Origin of the sequence: Sphingomonas sp. NPDC019816 (assembly GCF_050274375.1) — a bacterium.
Taxonomy (GTDB): Bacteria; Pseudomonadota; Alphaproteobacteria; order Sphingomonadales; family Sphingomonadaceae; genus Sphingomonas.
Genome location: NZ_JBNNOB010000026.1, coordinates 1 through 13,882, shown reverse-complemented (window position 1 = coordinate 13,882; position 13,882 = coordinate 1). Strand labels below are relative to the sequence as shown.

18 protein-coding genes and 1 tRNA gene are annotated in these 13,882 nt (G+C 66.4%); 6 read left to right on the top strand and 13 right to left on the bottom strand.

Going from position 1 to position 13,882, the window contains the following annotated elements:
• Positions 1-5: 5 nt before the first annotated feature.
• Positions 6-989 (bottom strand): NADP-dependent oxidoreductase, encoded by a 984-nt coding sequence (locus tag ACQKJZ_RS06190; protein WP_427730383.1) that lies wholly within the window; start codon positions 987-989, stop codon positions 6-8.
• Between the two features lie 101 nt (positions 990-1,090).
• Positions 1,091-2,329 (bottom strand): DUF2171 domain-containing protein, encoded by a 1,239-nt coding sequence (locus ACQKJZ_RS06185; protein ID WP_427730382.1) that lies wholly within the window; start codon positions 2,327-2,329, stop codon positions 1,091-1,093.
• A 245-nt stretch (positions 2,330-2,574) separates the two neighbouring features.
• Here ACQKJZ_RS06185 and ACQKJZ_RS06180 point away from each other — a divergent pair.
• From ACQKJZ_RS06180 to ACQKJZ_RS06170, 3 genes are all read left to right on the top strand, one after another.
• Positions 2,575-2,650 (top strand) — tRNA-Ala (locus ACQKJZ_RS06180).
• A gap of 93 nt (positions 2,651-2,743) precedes the next feature.
• Complete coding sequence (locus tag ACQKJZ_RS06175; RefSeq protein ID WP_427730381.1) at positions 2,744-3,517, top strand: NUDIX hydrolase; 774 nt, start codon at positions 2,744-2,746, stop codon at positions 3,515-3,517.
• Entirely contained in the window at positions 3,517-4,248 is a 732-nt protein-coding gene (locus ACQKJZ_RS06170) for an extensin family protein (protein WP_427730406.1), read from the top strand. Before ACQKJZ_RS06175 ends, ACQKJZ_RS06170 begins: the two co-directional genes overlap by 1 nt.
• 18 nt (positions 4,249-4,266) lie before the next feature.
• Here the strand turns inward: ACQKJZ_RS06170 and ACQKJZ_RS06165 are convergent, their stop codons facing one another.
• From ACQKJZ_RS06165 to ACQKJZ_RS06150, 4 genes are all read right to left on the bottom strand, one after another.
• On the bottom strand, positions 4,267-4,791 hold the full coding sequence (locus ACQKJZ_RS06165; RefSeq protein ID WP_427730380.1) for a hypothetical protein: 525 nt from the start codon (positions 4,789-4,791) through the stop codon (positions 4,267-4,269).
• Positions 4,792-5,006: 215 nt separating this feature from the next.
• Complete coding sequence (locus ACQKJZ_RS06160) at positions 5,007-5,294, bottom strand: hypothetical protein (protein WP_427730379.1); 288 nt, start codon at positions 5,292-5,294, stop codon at positions 5,007-5,009.
• A 62-nt stretch (positions 5,295-5,356) separates the two neighbouring features.
• Entirely contained in the window at positions 5,357-6,136 is a 780-nt protein-coding gene (locus ACQKJZ_RS06155; RefSeq protein WP_427730378.1) for a transglutaminase-like domain-containing protein, read from the bottom strand.
• 76 nt (positions 6,137-6,212) lie between these two features.
• Positions 6,213-6,959 (bottom strand): Bax inhibitor-1/YccA family protein, encoded by a 747-nt coding sequence (locus ACQKJZ_RS06150; RefSeq protein WP_427730377.1) that lies wholly within the window; start codon positions 6,957-6,959, stop codon positions 6,213-6,215.
• Positions 6,960-7,081: 122 nt separating this feature from the next.
• On the opposite strand from ACQKJZ_RS06150, the gene thpR reads away from it, so the two are divergent.
• From thpR to ACQKJZ_RS06135, 3 genes are all read left to right on the top strand, one after another.
• A complete protein-coding gene (gene thpR / locus ACQKJZ_RS06145) occupies positions 7,082-7,642 on the top strand; it encodes an RNA 2',3'-cyclic phosphodiesterase (RefSeq protein ID WP_427730376.1) in 561 nt (186 codons plus the stop codon).
• 53 nt (positions 7,643-7,695) lie between these two features.
• Positions 7,696-8,232 carry a superoxide dismutase family protein gene (locus tag ACQKJZ_RS06140; RefSeq protein ID WP_427730405.1) on the top strand — a complete coding sequence of 179 codons (537 nt, stop codon included), beginning with the start codon at positions 7,696-7,698 and terminating at the stop codon, positions 8,230-8,232.
• Positions 8,233-8,293: 61 nt separating this feature from the next.
• Complete coding sequence (locus ACQKJZ_RS06135) at positions 8,294-8,956, top strand: HAD-IA family hydrolase (RefSeq protein WP_427730375.1); 663 nt, start codon at positions 8,294-8,296, stop codon at positions 8,954-8,956.
• A 189-nt stretch (positions 8,957-9,145) separates the two neighbouring features.
• Here the strand turns inward: ACQKJZ_RS06135 and ACQKJZ_RS06130 are convergent, their stop codons facing one another.
• From ACQKJZ_RS06130 to ACQKJZ_RS06100, 7 genes are all read right to left on the bottom strand, one after another.
• Positions 9,146-9,499, bottom strand: coding sequence for a HesB/IscA family protein (locus tag ACQKJZ_RS06130; RefSeq protein WP_007404566.1), 354 nt, complete (start codon positions 9,497-9,499; stop codon positions 9,146-9,148).
• A gap of 2 nt (positions 9,500-9,501) precedes the next feature.
• Positions 9,502-9,960, bottom strand: a complete 459-nt coding sequence (locus tag ACQKJZ_RS06125) for an SUF system Fe-S cluster assembly protein (RefSeq protein ID WP_058745002.1) — start codon at positions 9,958-9,960, stop codon at positions 9,502-9,504.
• Positions 9,957-11,180, bottom strand: a complete 1,224-nt coding sequence (locus tag ACQKJZ_RS06120; protein WP_427730374.1) for an aminotransferase class V-fold PLP-dependent enzyme — start codon at positions 11,178-11,180, stop codon at positions 9,957-9,959. The genes ACQKJZ_RS06125 and ACQKJZ_RS06120 overlap by 4 nt, the downstream gene beginning before the upstream one ends.
• Positions 11,159-12,238 carry a SufB/SufD family protein gene (locus ACQKJZ_RS06115; protein WP_427730373.1) on the bottom strand — a complete coding sequence of 360 codons (1,080 nt, stop codon included), beginning with the start codon at positions 12,236-12,238 and terminating at the stop codon, positions 11,159-11,161. The genes ACQKJZ_RS06120 and ACQKJZ_RS06115 overlap by 22 nt, the downstream gene beginning before the upstream one ends.
• Positions 12,235-12,987 (bottom strand): Fe-S cluster assembly ATPase SufC, encoded by a 753-nt coding sequence (sufC, locus tag ACQKJZ_RS06110; protein ID WP_427730372.1) that lies wholly within the window; start codon positions 12,985-12,987, stop codon positions 12,235-12,237. The genes ACQKJZ_RS06115 and sufC overlap by 4 nt, the downstream gene beginning before the upstream one ends.
• Positions 12,974-13,399, bottom strand: a complete 426-nt coding sequence (locus tag ACQKJZ_RS06105) for an endonuclease domain-containing protein (RefSeq protein ID WP_427730404.1) — start codon at positions 13,397-13,399, stop codon at positions 12,974-12,976. The genes sufC and ACQKJZ_RS06105 overlap by 14 nt, the downstream gene beginning before the upstream one ends.
• A gap of 71 nt (positions 13,400-13,470) precedes the next feature.
• A partial coding sequence (locus ACQKJZ_RS06100) for a SufD family Fe-S cluster assembly protein (protein ID WP_427730371.1) occupies positions 13,471-13,882 on the bottom strand: 412 nt, incomplete at its 5' end.

Here is a 13,882-nt window from a genome sequence, read left to right as displayed (position 1 = left end):
TGCTCTTACAGCTTCACCAGCATCTTGCCCTTGTTGCCGCCCGAGAACAGCGCGAGGAACGCCTCGGGCGCCTTTTCGAGACCTTCGAATACCGTCTCCTCACGCTTCAACTGGCCGTCCGACAGCATCGCGCCCATGTCGCGGTAGAAGCCGGCCTGATCCTTGAAGTCGGAGACGATGAAACCCTGAATCCGCACGCGGTTACCGATCAACCGCGCAAGATATTTCAGGCTCGTCGGCTTGGCGTCGTTATAGACGTCGATCATCCCACAGATCGCGAAGCGGGCGCCGGGCTTGGCATGGGCGAGTGCGGCGTCGAGGTGATCGCCACCGACATTGTCGAAATAGACATCGATCCCATCGGGTGCCGTCTTGCCCAGCGCCTCGACCACGGGCGTATCACCCTTATAGTCGATGACGGCATCGGCACCCAGCGAGCGGATCCATTCGGTCTTTTCGGTGCCGCCCGCCGATCCGATCACGGTCATGCCCTTGGCCTTGGCAATCTGCACCACGGTCGATCCGACCGCGCCCGCCGCCGCCGACACGAAAACCGTATCGCCCGGCTTGGCCTCGGCGACATGCAGCAGGCCGTAATAGGCGGTCATACCCGGCATACCGAGCTGGCCGAGAAAGGCCTGCGCATCCGCCTTCAGGTCGGGAAGCGGTTGCACCTGCTTGGCCGGTAGAACCGCCTCGTCCCGCCAACCCGCCATGTGGCTGACCAGCGTGCCGACCGCGATGCCGTCCGCGCGGCTTTCGACGACCTCACCGATCGCGCCGCCCTGCATCGGCTCGCCCAGTTCGAAGGGCGGGACATAGCTTTTCGTGTCGTTCATGCGGCCGCGCATATAGGGATCGACCGACAGCCAGCGATTGACGACACGCACCTGCCCCTCGGCCAGATCGGGCAGGCTCCGTTCGACCAGGGCGAAGTCGTCATCGGTGGGCAGCCCCTTGGGGCGCGCGGCCAGGGTCCAGGCCTTCATATAATTGTCCTCTTCGTTGCAATATTCACAAATGGGAAAGGGCCCGGGTGTTGTCCACCCGAGCCCCGTCCTGTCGTCACCGATGGCGACGAACCGTGCGATCAATAACCGCGATTGGTGTCCGACGTGCCGCCGGCCGCGCTGGTCGTGGCCGTACCGGTGGTGTTCGTCGTGCCGGTCGTCGCGCTGCCGGCCGTCGACGAGGTACCGGTTGCACCGGTCGTGCCCGACGAGCCGGTCTGGGTCGCATTGCCCGACTGACCATAATTGCCGGTCTGGCCATAGCGATTGCCGCCCTCGTTCGTGCGATCGCCGAACATCGCGCGGGCGTTCTCTTCCTCGCGCCACTGGGCCTTGGCTTCCTCGGCGGTCTTGGTCAGCGTGACCTTGTCGTCGACCGACTTCAACCAGCGCGACGGGATCGAGTGATGCTGGCCACCCGCGTCACGATCGTTCTTGGTCAGCAGGATGCGATCGCCGCGCATCTTGTCGACGGTGCCGACATGGCTGCCGTCCGAACCGACGACCTCCTGATGTTCCTTCACCTTCGACAGCAGGTCGCGCTGACCCTGGCGCTCGGTACGCCAGCTGTTGAATTCGTTGTGGAACTTGGCGCGATTCTCGCTGCGATATTCGTCATAGTCGCGGTCGAGCGCGGCGATCTGGCCCGAACGCCAGTCGTTATAGTTGTGGTCCTGCTCGGCATAGTAGCGCTCGTCATAGCGCGCATCGGCCTCGCGGCGGCGTTCCGCCTCCTCGTCGCCGAACCACGAACGGACCTCATCCCCGGCGCGGGCGAAGAAGCCGCGATCCTCATAGTCATAACCCTGCGGCTGACGGCCATAGCCACGGTTCTGGCCCTGGCGGCCATAGTCGCGGTCCTGCCGATCGTCACGGCCGTAGCGATCGCCCGTATAGCCATAGCCGCGCGCCGAGTTGCCATAGGCCGAGCCACGATTGTCGTCGCGGTCATAGCCACGGTCGCGGCCATAGTCGCGGTCGTTGCGATAGCTGGAATATCCGCCCGAGCGACCTTCCCCATAACGGCCTTCGTTATACCGGCCGCCAAAGTCGTGCCGTCCGCTGTTGAACGAGTCGCGGTTGCCATAGCCCTGATGGCCATAGTCGCGCGCGCCATATCCACGGCGGTCATCGTCGCGGCTGCCATAGTCATTGCGGCCGCCGTAACGCTGATCGTCACGATCATTGTCATAGGCACCAGCGGCGTCATAGTCGCGCGCGCTGGAATAGGTGTAATCGCGGCCCGAGCCGTAATCACGGCCATAGTCGAAGTCGCGTTCGCCACGATTGGCGCCGCGGGAGTAGCGATCGTAAGCCATCCATACTCTCCTGAATTCCGGTCCTGCGGGGGCCAGCGTCGCTCATCGGCGTCTGTACCGTCCGAGCGTTTCAATGAGACAGATCAAGACATTGTTCCGTCGTCGCATTTGATCGCGCGACGGATCGCGCCGCCCCGTCGATGGCGCGTGGCGCAGAATTTTTGACGGATGGCCGCAAAGCGGTGTTGCGTCGCCTCGAATCACGGGCTAATGGCGTCGCTCCCGATCATGGTCGGGCACGGGGCGGGGCTGTAGCTCAGATGGGAGAGCGCTGCAATCGCACTGCAGAGGTCAGGGGTTCGATTCCCCTCAGCTCCACCACCCCGCCATTCCCCGACATCGCCGGATAGATCGCCGCACGCCATCGCGGTGAACATGCTTGCCCGAACGCCCATGTCGCGCGTTGAGCGGGCGATGATGACCGAACCCGCCATTCCCGACACCATTCCGGCCGCCAGCCTGATCCTGATGCGTGACAGCGCGGACCTTGGCGAACCGCCGGAAATCCTGATGGTCGAACGCGGGGCATCGCTCGCCTTTCTGGGCGGGGCGATGGTGTTTCCCGGTGGCCGGATCGACCCGGGCGACCGCGCGATGGTGGCGAAGGACGACCCCGATGGCGAAGACACCGCCGCACGCATCGCCGCGATCCGGGAGACGATCGAGGAAACCGGACTGGCCGTGGGTCTTGCCCCCCTACCCCGCCCGGACGTGATGGCCGCCTTGCGCGACGGGGTTCGCCAACGGCGGCGTTTCGCCGATGTACTGGCCGAGCACGGCCTGGCGCTCGACCGCGACGCGCTGACCCCCTTCGCGCGCTGGTGCCCCGAACATGTGCCGGTTCGCCGGTTCGATGCGCGCTTTTATCTGGCGGAGATCGCGCGGCACAATTCGGCACCAGTGATCGACGGGGACGAGACGGTGGCGGCCCTGTGGCTGAGCGCACGCGCCGCGCTGTCGCGTGCCGATCAGGGCGCCATGCGGATCATCTATCCCACCCGCCGGATGCTCGAACGCCTGGCGCTCCACCGCGACGTCGCCGCCGCTCTCGCCGATGCGCGGGGCTGGCCGGTGCGGCGGATCGTGCCGTTCCTGGCCGAGCGGGACGGAGTGCCGTCGATCTGCATCCCCGAAGACCTGGGCTTTCCGATCACCGCGGAGCCGGTGTCCACCGCGGAGCGTGGATGATGCGGGCCTTGCGTCGCTGGACCGGTGTCATCGTCGGCATCGCGATCGTCGCGATGATCGCCCTGCTGCTCTGGGGGATGGCGCGGCAACGGCCGCAGGACGTGCCCTGGGGACCGCTCGACCTGGGTCAGCCGATCGGCATGGCGACGGGGCGCAAGCTGACCGCGTTGACGGGGGATACCCCGCAATGCCTCGCTCTGCTCGAACGCGCGGACATCCGATACACCCGGCTGCCCGACCGGAGCGACGGCGCACAGTGCGGTTATGACGATGCCGTGCGGTTCACCACCGGCGGCGCGCGCAGCATCGGCTATCGCCCGGCGTCGCTCGGCGTATCATGCCCGGTCGCGGCCTCGCTCGCCTTGTGGGAATGGAACGGGGTGCAGGCTGCCGCGCGCGAGACGCTGGGATCGGAAGTGGTGGAGATCGACCATCTCGGCAGCTATAATTGCCGACGCATCGGAGGGCGTAGCGGCGGCGACTGGAGCGAACACGCCCGTGCCAATGCGGTGGATATCGCCGGTTTCCGCCTGCGTGACGGACGACGGATCAGTGTGCTTCGCGACTGGTCCGATCCGGGGGTCAAGGGGCGCTTCCTGCGTCAGGTCCGCGATGCCGCCTGCGATCTGTTCGCGACGACATTGTCGCCCGATTACAATGCCGCCCATGCCGACCATCTCCATCTGGATCAGGCCGATCGCGGCGCGCTCGGCTGGCGCGCCTGTCGCTGACAGGCACGCCGCCCCCGGTCAGTTCGCCAGCGAGGTCCCGTTGGTGTCGACCTTTTCCACCCAGTGCGGGAAAAAGGCCGGCTGCCGGCTGGACCAGCCCGCCGCCGTGGCCGCCGCCTCGCTGATCGACTGGAGCAACTGGCGCCGCAATTCGGGATGCAGATGCGGCAGCGCCGCCGCGGCGCAGAAGACCGAGGGCAGCCAGGGGCGCACCTCGGCCCCGATCAACCGTTCGTACAGGAAGCGAAAGGCCGAAAAGCTGGTCAGCCGGCCCTGTCCCAGATCAAAGGCCGCGATCGTGACCGCCGGCGCCATGAAGGGCTCCAGCGATTCCAGTCCGCTGTCGATCGGAATATGATGCCGCACGTCGGGCAGATTGCGGTAAAGCCGCGCCTGGGCGCGGATGCTGGCCGCCTCGACCACGTCGCGCGACCAGCGCGCCATCGCGTCCTCGCGATCCAGCCCGATATCGAGCGAGCGCCGGATATAACGCTGCGTCGACGCGGAGAAGCCGGCGAACTCCTTCATCTCGGCCAGGGTCATCGCCCCTTCGGCTGGCCTGTTCTTCGATCCCATATCGTCACCCCACCCATCGGTTGAATCCGTGAAGCCTACGCCAGATTGGTTAACGCAAGGCTGAACGGGTCAAGGGACAGACGATCACGAAATCCACCGCGCTGCAACATTGGTTGCGACGAAATGCCTTCGCCGCAACCTATTGCCGGGTTACCGACGCTTTCCTGCAACTTTCATGCGATTCAGCGCTCGTCCTCGCTATAGCCCGATGACGGCGCGGGATCGCTGCGGCCGGGCTGGGTGATCGCGGGCGGATCGCTGGCGTCCATGGTCTCGTCCAGGCTCTCGTCCAGTTGCGCCTCGACATCGTCGGGGTTCGATTCCAGCTCGTCCGTGATCGATTCGTCCTGGCCGGCATCCTGTTCGGGCTGGCGGCTGGGCTCGTCCGGCCGGTTGCCCTCTTCGGCCTTGGCGCCACCGGGCGCCACCGACACGCTGTCCAGCGCGCGGTCGTCGATGCTGTCGTTCATGGCACTTCCCCATCTCAGTGGATCGTATCAACGAGCCACGGCGCGCAACCGTTCCTGCGACCTCAATCGAGCCGGCTTACCCGCACGCTCTGTTCGCACAGCCGCGCCTCGCCAAAGATGGTCATGAAGGCGATATCGGTCGCGTCGCGGCCGACCCCGACCCGTGCGATCTCCTCGGGGCGCGCCATGCCGGTCGCATCCACCAGATGCCAGCGGCCGCCCAGCCACAATTCGGCCACCGCATGGAAATCCGGCGGATCGACGCCCGGTGCATAGGCGGAGACGCAGCGCGCCGGTATCTCCGCCGCGCGCGCCAGGGCGACCAGCAGATGGGCATAGTCGCGGCACACTCCGGCGCGCGAGGCGAAGGTATCGAGCGCGGTCGTCACCCCTTGCGAGCTGCCCGCACGATAGGTCATCCGCGTCGCCACCCAATCGACCAGCGCAGCGGCCAACGCGCCGCCTGACAGGCCACCGAAGCGGGTACGAACGAACCCCTCCAGCTTGTCCGATTCGCAATAGCGGCTGGGCAGCAGATAGGGGATCAGATCGCCCGGCAATGCCCGCACGGGCGTCGCGGGCAGGTCGGCCAGCACCGCCACCGGACGGTCGATCGCCACGATCGCCTTGTACCGGGCGGTTAATGCATGGTCGGCCCGGACCCAGCAACGCTGCCCGATTCCGTCCTCACCCGGCACCGCCGTGACGCCGTGATCGGACCAGATGGTAAGCGACTGCTCCTCCAGCCATTGGTCGGCCATCGCCGCCGCTTCGATCTGGAGCAATATGTCCGCCGGCGTGGTCACCACATAGTCCAGCGCAACGTCGATCGACAGCCGCATCACCATCGTTCCCATAAGCAAAGGGCCCGGCGGATCGTCCGCCAGGCCCTGAAAAACTATTCGCTGTCGCTATGCGTCAGTCGCGGCTGGAGCCGGTCAGGCGCAGGATGAACAGGAACATGTTGATGAAGTCGAGGTACAGGCTGAGTGCCGACATGATGACCACGCGGTCCTGCATCGACGTGCCACGCACTTCATAATAAAGCGACTTGGTACGCTGCGTGTCATAGGCGGTCAGGCCGGCGAACAGCAGCACGCCGACGAAGCTGATGACCAGACCCATGGTTCCCGACTGCAGGAACAGGTTGATCAGGCTGGCGACGATCAGACCGACCAGACCGATGATCAGGAAGGTGCCGAAGGCCGACAGATCACGCTTGGTGGTATAGCCATAGAGGCTCAGCGCCGCGAAGCCCGCCGCCGTGGCGAAAAACGCACCCGCGATCGACGAACCGCTATAGACCAGGAAGATGGTCGACAGCGACAAACCCATGACGATCGCGAACGCCCAGAAGAGCAGCTGCATCGTCGAGGTCTTCATCCGCGACTGGCCCATGCTCAGTGCGAAGACGAAGCCCAGCGGCGCGAACATGATGACATATTTCAGCGGGCCGCCGCTCATGAAGACCTGCGCGGCCGCGCTCGATGCCCCGCCCCAGGCGAACAGCAGCGCGACGATACCCGTCAGCAGCACGCCAGACGCCATATAGTTATAGACGGACAGCATGTACGAACGCAGGCCGGCGTCGAACGCGGTCGAGCCCGTGTTGGCGGTGGTTCCGAACGGCGCGGCGCTCGGCCGTGGATCAGACCAGTTTGCCATGGTGAATGATTGCTCCTTTGCCCGGCCATGTGCCGGTTACGGGAAATATCGCTCTCCCGGGGACGCATTTCAAGCCAAAGCGGTTCCCGATCGCGGCGTCATTGCGATAGAAACACTTTGTTATGCTCCGCCTGTTCGTCGCACTCCGCCCGCCGCCCGTCATTCGCGATCTGCTCGCCGATGCGATGGACGGCGTTCCCGCAGCCCGCTGGCAGGATGACGAACAGTTGCACCTGACCCTGCGTTTCCTCGGGGAGGTCGACCGCCCCGTGGCCGAGGACATCGCCGCCGCACTGGGACAGGTCCATGCGCCCGCGCCGACCGCGCGGATCGCGGGCGTCGGCACTTTCGATCGCCGGGGCCGGGTCGACACGCTATGGGCCGGGGTGACGCCGCACGATGCGCTCGCGCACCTGCACCGCAAGGTCGACCAGGCCTGTGTCCGCGCCGGCCTCGCCCCCGACACGCGCGCCTATCTGCCGCATATCACCTTGGCCCGCCTGCCCGGCTCGGCTGGCCGCGCGCCCGAGATCGAGGGGTGGCGCGCGGTCCATGCCGGCCTGTCGAGCGCGCCCTTCACCATGGGACATCTGGTCCTCTATCAAAGCCATCTGGGGCATGGCGGCGCATCCTATGAACCCGTGATGCGTTGGCCGCTGGAAACTGGCGCGTCGCAGGCGTGAGCCTGTGCGCACCGGATACGAAAAGACTAAACGAACAGGGAGCTTCCGACATGATGAAATATGCCACGCTGCTGACCATCGGCACCTTCGCGCTGGGTTTGTCCGCCTGTGACCAGACCAAGATGGAAACCGGCGCCCCCGTCCCCGGCGCGCCGAGCGCGACCGCGATGCTGCGCACCGGCACCGGTGCCGATGCGGGCCGCGCCACCGCGACCGAGGTGGCGGGCGGCCTTCGCGTCACGCTCGATGCGATGAACGTGCCGGCGGGGCTGCACGGCGTCCATGTCCATACCGTCGGCCGCTGCGACGCGCCCGATTTCACCACGGCCGGCGGCCATTGGAACCCCGCGCAGCGCCAGCATGGCAGCATGAACCCGCAGGGCCCGCATGAGGGCGACATGCCCAACATGACCGTCGGCAATGACGGGCGCGGCACGCTGGGCGTCGTGCTGCCCGGCGCGACGATGGCGGGGCTGCTGGATGCGGACGGCGCAGCGATCGTGATCCATGCCGCCGCCGACGATCTGAAGACTGATCCCAGCGGCAACAGTGGCGCGCGTATCGCCTGCGGCGTGTTCCAGGCCAACTAAGCCCCCGATCGGCCCGCCGCGTGATCTCCATGCGGCGGGCTCTGCCTGTCAGGATTTTCGCATGACCAGCGCCCTGCCCACCCGTCGCTTCGGCGGGTTCCTGTTCGACATGGATGGCACGATCCTCAGCTCGATCGCGTCGGCCGAGCGAGCGTGGACGGATTGGGCGACGCGACAGGGGCTGGATGTCGAGGCGTTCCTGCCGACCATTCACGGCGTGCAATCGGTCGAGACGATCCGCCGGCTGAACCTGCCCGGCATCGATCCGGTGGCGGAGGCGCATGCGCTGACCGAGGCGGAGATGCTGGACGTCGACGATGTCGTGCCGATCGGCGGGGCGGCGGCATTTCTCGCCGCGCTGCCGGCGGATCGCTGGGCGATAGTGACCTCCGCGCCCCGGCGGCTGGCGGAGGTCCGACTGAAGGCGGCGGGACTACCGCTACCCGGCATATTCGTGACGGCGGAGGATGCAGAGCGGAGCAAGCCCGCGCCCGACGGCTTTCTACTGGGCGCCAAACGGCTAGGCGTCGCCCCGAAGGACTGCCTGGCGTTCGAGGACGCACCCGCCGGAATCGCCGCGGCCGAGGCGGCGGCGATGACGGTGGTGGTGATCACCAAGACGCACAAGGGGGTGATGGAGACCGCTCATGCGACGGTGGAGGACTATCGCGATCTGGCGGTCGAGTGGGACGGCGCCAGCCTGAAGCTGGACCACCGGGTTTAAGCCCCTCCTCTCGGGAGAGGAGGGATGTGCATGACGCCGGACGAGTGGGCACATACCAAACTCCGTTCAGCCTGAGCGAAGTCGAAGGCCAAGGGACTCGGGATGGATCAGGGCGTGCACTTCGACTTCGCTCAGTGCGAACGGAGCGAAAGGCCGGGGCGATCAATCATTCAGCCGACCGCCCTCCCCTCAAACCGTAAAGCTTTCCCCGCACCCGCACGCACCCTTGGCATTGGGATTCTGGAACACGAAGCCAGCGGTGAAGTCGTCCTCCACCCAGTCCATGGTCGAGCCGATCAGATACAGGATCGACCCGCCATCGACGAACAGCGTGCCGCCGGGCGTATCGATCTTCTCGTCGAACGCCTTGGCCTCGGTCACATAATCGACCGAATAGGCCAGCCCCGAACAGCCCCGGCGCGGCGTCGACAGCTTGACCCCGATCGCCCCTTCCGGCGCGCGCGCCATCAGGTCAGCGATCCGCGCCTCGGCTGAGGGCGTCAGGTTCAGCGCGGCGGGGCGCGGACGCAGCGTGGTCGCCATGGTCAGAGCATCCCCAGTTCGAGCTTGGCGTCGTCCGACATCTTCTGCGGATCCCATGGCGGGTCCCAGACGAGATTGACGTCCGCGGTCGCGATCCCTGGCACCGCCGAGACGCGCAGTTCGACCTCGCCCGGCATCGACTCGGCGACCGGGCAGTGCGGGGTGGTCAGCGTCATGGTGACGACCGCATGGCCGCCCTCGGTCACTTCTACGCCGTAGATCAGGCCCAGGTCATAGATATTGACCGGAATCTCGGGATCGAAAATATCCTTCAGCGCGTCGATGATGCCGTCATACAGCGCGCCACCCGGCTGGGTCGGATCATCGGCGGTCGGCTTTTGCGAGAGGAAGCCCGACAGATAGTCACGCTGCCGCTCGGCCGGTGCCTCGACCACGTCCTGCACGCGCGCCTTGGGCGGCTGCGCGACGCTGTCCACTTCCTCGATTTTGTAATCGCTCATCCGAAAATCCTCGTGACCCGCCGGACGCCATCCACCAGCGCCGCGACGTCGTCGGGTCCGTTATACACGCCGAAGCTCGCCCGCGCGGTGGCGGGCAGGCCAAGCGCCTCCATCAGCGGCTGGGCGCAGTGATGGCCCGCACGGATCGCCACCCGGCTCTCATCCAATATGGTGCCGATATCGTGGGGATGAACCCCCTCGACCGCGAAACTGACGATTCCCGCCGAGTCTTCGGGGCCCAGCAGCCGCACCGAATTGATCGCCGACAGCCCCTCGCGCGCCTGCGCGACCAAGGCCGCCTCATGCGCATGGATCGCATCCGGACCGATGGCCGAGACGTAATCGATCGCGGCATGGAGGCCCAGCGCGCCGACGATATGCGGCGTCCCCGCCTCGAACCGGCCGGGCGGCGGGGCGTAGGTGGTCTTCTCGAAGCTCACCCGGTCGATCATCGAGCCGCCTCCCTGATAGGGCGGCATCGCGTCGATCAGTTCGGGCCGCGCCCACAGCACGCCGATGCCGGTCGGGCCGTAGAGCTTATGACCGGAAAAGACGTAGAAGTCGCAATCCAGCGCCTTCACATCGACCGCGATGCGCGGCACCGCCTGGCACCCGTCGAGCAGGATCTTTGCGCCCACGCCATGCGCCAGATCGGCCGCGCGCCGCCCGTCAAGCACCGAGCCCAGCACGTTCGACACATGGCCCAGCGACACCAGCTTGTGCGCGGGCGTCAGCATCCGCTCCATCGCGTCCAGATCAATGCGGTGATCGTGAGTCAGCGACAACACGTCGATCGCGACGCCCAGCCGCTCGGCGACCATCTGCCACGGCACGATGTTGGAATGATGCTCCAGCATCGACAGCAGGATGCGGTCGCCCGCCTTCAAATTGGTCGCGGCCCAGCATTGCGCGACCAGGTTGATCCCTTCGGTCGCGCCGCGCGTGAAGACGATCTCGTTCGCCGACCCCGCGCCGATGAACCGCGCCGCCGCCTCGCGCGCCTTTTCATAGGCGACCGTCATGTCCGCCGAGCGCTGATAGACGCCGCGATGCACCGTGGCATAGCTGGTGTCATAGGCCCGCGTGATCGCGTCGATCACGGCCTGCGGTTTCTGCGCAGTCGCGGCGGTGTCCAGATAGGCCCAGCCATCCGGGATCGCCGGAAAATCCGCCACCCGGTCGAGAGGCGCGGCACTCGTCAAAGCGCCGCCTCCAGCCATGCATCCGCGTCCGCCGCAAAGGCTTCGCGCACCACCTCATTGCCGATCCGGTCGATCGCATCCGCCACGAAGGCCCGCGTCAGCAGGGCCTGCGCACGCGGCTTCGAGATACCACGGCTCTGCATGTAGAACAGCGCCTTGGCGTCCAGTTCACCCACGGTCGCGCCGTGTGCGCACTTCACGTCGTCGGCGAAGATTTCCAGTTCGGGCTTCAGGTTCACCGTCGCCGTCCGCTGGAGCAGCAGGCCGCGCAAGCTCTGTTCGCCATCGGTCTTCTGCGCATGACGCGCCACCTCGACCCGTGCAGCGAGGCTCGCTTGGCTGCGGTCGGCGGCGACCGCGCGCCACAGCTGATGGCTCTGGCCGTTCAGCGCGGCATGGCGCAAGGCCACCGCACATTCTTGGCGAAGCTCGCCCTTGGTCAACAGCGCGCCGCCGAACTCGGCATAGGCGCCATCGCCGGTCTGCGTGATGCCGCCGTCGATCCGCGCGCCCATCGTGCCCGCCGCGAGGAAGGTCGCGGTCAGGCTCGCACCCTCGCCCAGCTCGGCTTCCTCGCGCAGAGACACGAAGCCATCGTCCTGCAACAACCGCACCGCCCGCATCAGCCGCGCCGACGCCGCCAGCTTCAAGCGCGTCAACCTATTGGTCCAGCCACGCCCGACATAGGTCTCATAGACCTGCGCCGCCGCATCCTCGGCCAGCGCGATCTCGGCGGGGAGGTGGTTGGCCGCGCCACTGGCGACATGGACGATCTGCACCGGCTCAGCGACCGCATCGCGCTCCAGCCGCAGCGACCAGCCACGCCCCAGTGCCTGCTTACCCAGCGGATGGTCGCTGGCGTCGATCTGGGTCAGCTGAACCGGGCCGAGATCGCTGGCGCTTTCATCCAGCACGCCGTCGACGAACAGCAACCGCGCCCCTGGCAGATCGAGGAAGCGGTCCGCCCCCGCGACCGGCACCGCCCGCTCGCTCTCCGCCGCGCGGCGCAGTGCATCGATATCGGCCCAGCGCCACGCCTCTTCGCGGGTCGAGGGGAGTTCCAGCGTGGTCGTCACGCCGCCGCTCCCTCGACGCCCGCATAGCCCTCACGCTCCAGCTCGAGCGCGAGTTCGGGGCCGCCCGAGCGCACGATGCGACCATCGGCCAGCACATGCACCCGGTCGGGCTGCACATAATCGAGCAGCCGCTGATAGTGCGTAATCAGCAGCACCGCCTTGTCGGGGGCGCGCATGATCCGGTTGATGCCGTCGCCGACGATGCGCAGCGCGTCGATGTCGAGGCCGGAGTCGGTTTCATCGAGGATCGCGAACTTGGGGTTCAGGATGCCCATCTGGACCATCTCGTTGCGCTTCTTCTCGCCACCCGAAAAGCCGACATTGACCGGCCGCTTGAGCATGTCCTGGTTCAGCCCCAGCCCATCGGCCTGCGCGCGGGCGAGCTTCAGGAACTCACCACCCGACAGCGGCCTTTCGTCACGCTGCCCGCGCTGCGCGTTCAGGCTTTCGCGCAGGAACTGGACGTTGGACACGCCGGGGATCTCGACCGGATACTGGAAGCCCAGGAACAGACCGGCGGCGGCACGCTCGTTCGGCTCCAGTTCGAGCAGGTCGACGCCGTCGAACGTCACCGAACCCTCGGTCACTTCATAGCCCGGACGCCCGCCCAGCACATAGCCGAGCGTCGACTTGCCCGCGCCGTTCGGCCCCATGATCGCATGGACTTCGCCCGCGTTCACCTCGAGCGTCAGGCCCTTGAGGATCGGCTTGCCGTCAATCTCGGCATGGAGGTTTTCAATTTTCAGCATTGTCATACCCTTTTAGCCCCTCCCCTTCAGGGGAGGGGTTGGGGTGGGGCGTCCGCCGCGCGGGCATCGCTTGCAGCGTGCCGAGCAGGTGCGCCAAAACACCCTCGATATTGTGCATCACATCGGTGTTGGCGATGTGAACGATCTTGAAACCCAATTCCGCCAGTGCCGCGTCGCGTCGGTTGTCCCGACCGGCATCAGCGTGGGTCTCGCCATCGACTTCGACGACTAGGCCAGTCGTGGGGCAGAGGAAGTCGGCGATGTATTGGCCGATTACTGCCTGCCGACGAAACTTGAAGCCGCCCAGTTGCGAACGCGACAGATGCGCCCAGAGCCGCTTTTCCGGCTCGGTCGGTTCGCGACGCATGCTGCGCGCGTAACTCGACAAACGGTCGAGCGCCCTTGCGGACACGCCCCACCCCCGGCCCCTCCCCTGAAGGGGAGGGGTGTCGAGGCGGCGAGCGTCGTCGCGCGGCGTCAGTGTCACCCGACCGAACCCTCCAGCGAAATCCCCAGCAGCTTCTGCGCCTCGACCGCGAACTCCATCGGCAACTGCTGCAGCACTTCACGCGCGAAGCCGTTGACGATCAACGCGACAGCCGCCTCCTGATCCAACCCACGGCTCATCGCGTAGAAGAGCTGGTCCTCGCTGATCTTGCTGGTCGTCGCCTCATGCTCGATCTGCGCGCTGGGGTTCTTCACCTCGATATAGGGCACGGTATGCGCGCCGCACTGATCGCCCAGCAGCAGGCTGTCGCACTGGGTGAAGTTGCGGACATTCTCGGCGGTCGCCGCGACGCGGACGAGCCCGCGATAGGTGTTGTCCGAGTGCCCGGCCGAAATCCCCTTCGACACGATGGTCGAGCGGGTGTTCTTGCCCAGATGACTCATCTTG

What these genes read in the sequence shown, in the direction of transcription:
- ACQKJZ_RS06140 (WP_427730405.1), top strand. Translation starts at nt 7,696, where the DNA reads ATGAAATATGCCACGCTGCTGACCATCGGCACCTTCGCGCTGGGTTTG.
- ACQKJZ_RS06165 (WP_427730380.1), bottom strand. Translation starts at nt 4,791, where the DNA reads ATGACCCTGGCCGAGATGAAGGAGTTCGCCGGCTTCTCCGCGTCGACG.
- thpR (WP_427730376.1), top strand. Translation starts at nt 7,082, where the DNA reads ATGCTCCGCCTGTTCGTCGCACTCCGCCCGCCGCCCGTCATTCGCGAT.
- ACQKJZ_RS06120 (WP_427730374.1), bottom strand. Translation starts at nt 11,180, where the DNA reads ATGGCTGGAGGCGGCGCTTTGACGAGTGCCGCGCCTCTCGACCGGGTG.
- ACQKJZ_RS06135 (WP_427730375.1), top strand. Translation starts at nt 8,294, where the DNA reads ATGACCAGCGCCCTGCCCACCCGTCGCTTCGGCGGGTTCCTGTTCGAC.
- ACQKJZ_RS06155 (WP_427730378.1), bottom strand. Translation starts at nt 6,136, where the DNA reads ATGCGGCTGTCGATCGACGTTGCGCTGGACTATGTGGTGACCACGCCG.
- ACQKJZ_RS06150 (WP_427730377.1), bottom strand. Translation starts at nt 6,959, where the DNA reads ATGGCAAACTGGTCTGATCCACGGCCGAGCGCCGCGCCGTTCGGAACC.
- ACQKJZ_RS06160 (WP_427730379.1), bottom strand. Translation starts at nt 5,294, where the DNA reads ATGAACGACAGCATCGACGACCGCGCGCTGGACAGCGTGTCGGTGGCG.
- ACQKJZ_RS06130 (WP_007404566.1), bottom strand. Translation starts at nt 9,499, where the DNA reads ATGGCGACCACGCTGCGTCCGCGCCCCGCCGCGCTGAACCTGACGCCC.
- ACQKJZ_RS06190 (WP_427730383.1), bottom strand. Translation starts at nt 989, where the DNA reads ATGAAGGCCTGGACCCTGGCCGCGCGCCCCAAGGGGCTGCCCACCGAT.
- sufC (WP_427730372.1), bottom strand. Translation starts at nt 12,987, where the DNA reads ATGCTGAAAATTGAAAACCTCCATGCCGAGATTGACGGCAAGCCGATC.
- ACQKJZ_RS06125 (WP_058745002.1), bottom strand. Translation starts at nt 9,960, where the DNA reads ATGAGCGATTACAAAATCGAGGAAGTGGACAGCGTCGCGCAGCCGCCC.
- ACQKJZ_RS06170 (WP_427730406.1), top strand. Translation starts at nt 3,517, where the DNA reads ATGCGGGCCTTGCGTCGCTGGACCGGTGTCATCGTCGGCATCGCGATC.
- ACQKJZ_RS06185 (WP_427730382.1), bottom strand. Translation starts at nt 2,329, where the DNA reads ATGGCTTACGATCGCTACTCCCGCGGCGCCAATCGTGGCGAACGCGAC.
- ACQKJZ_RS06175 (WP_427730381.1), top strand. Translation starts at nt 2,744, where the DNA reads ATGATGACCGAACCCGCCATTCCCGACACCATTCCGGCCGCCAGCCTG.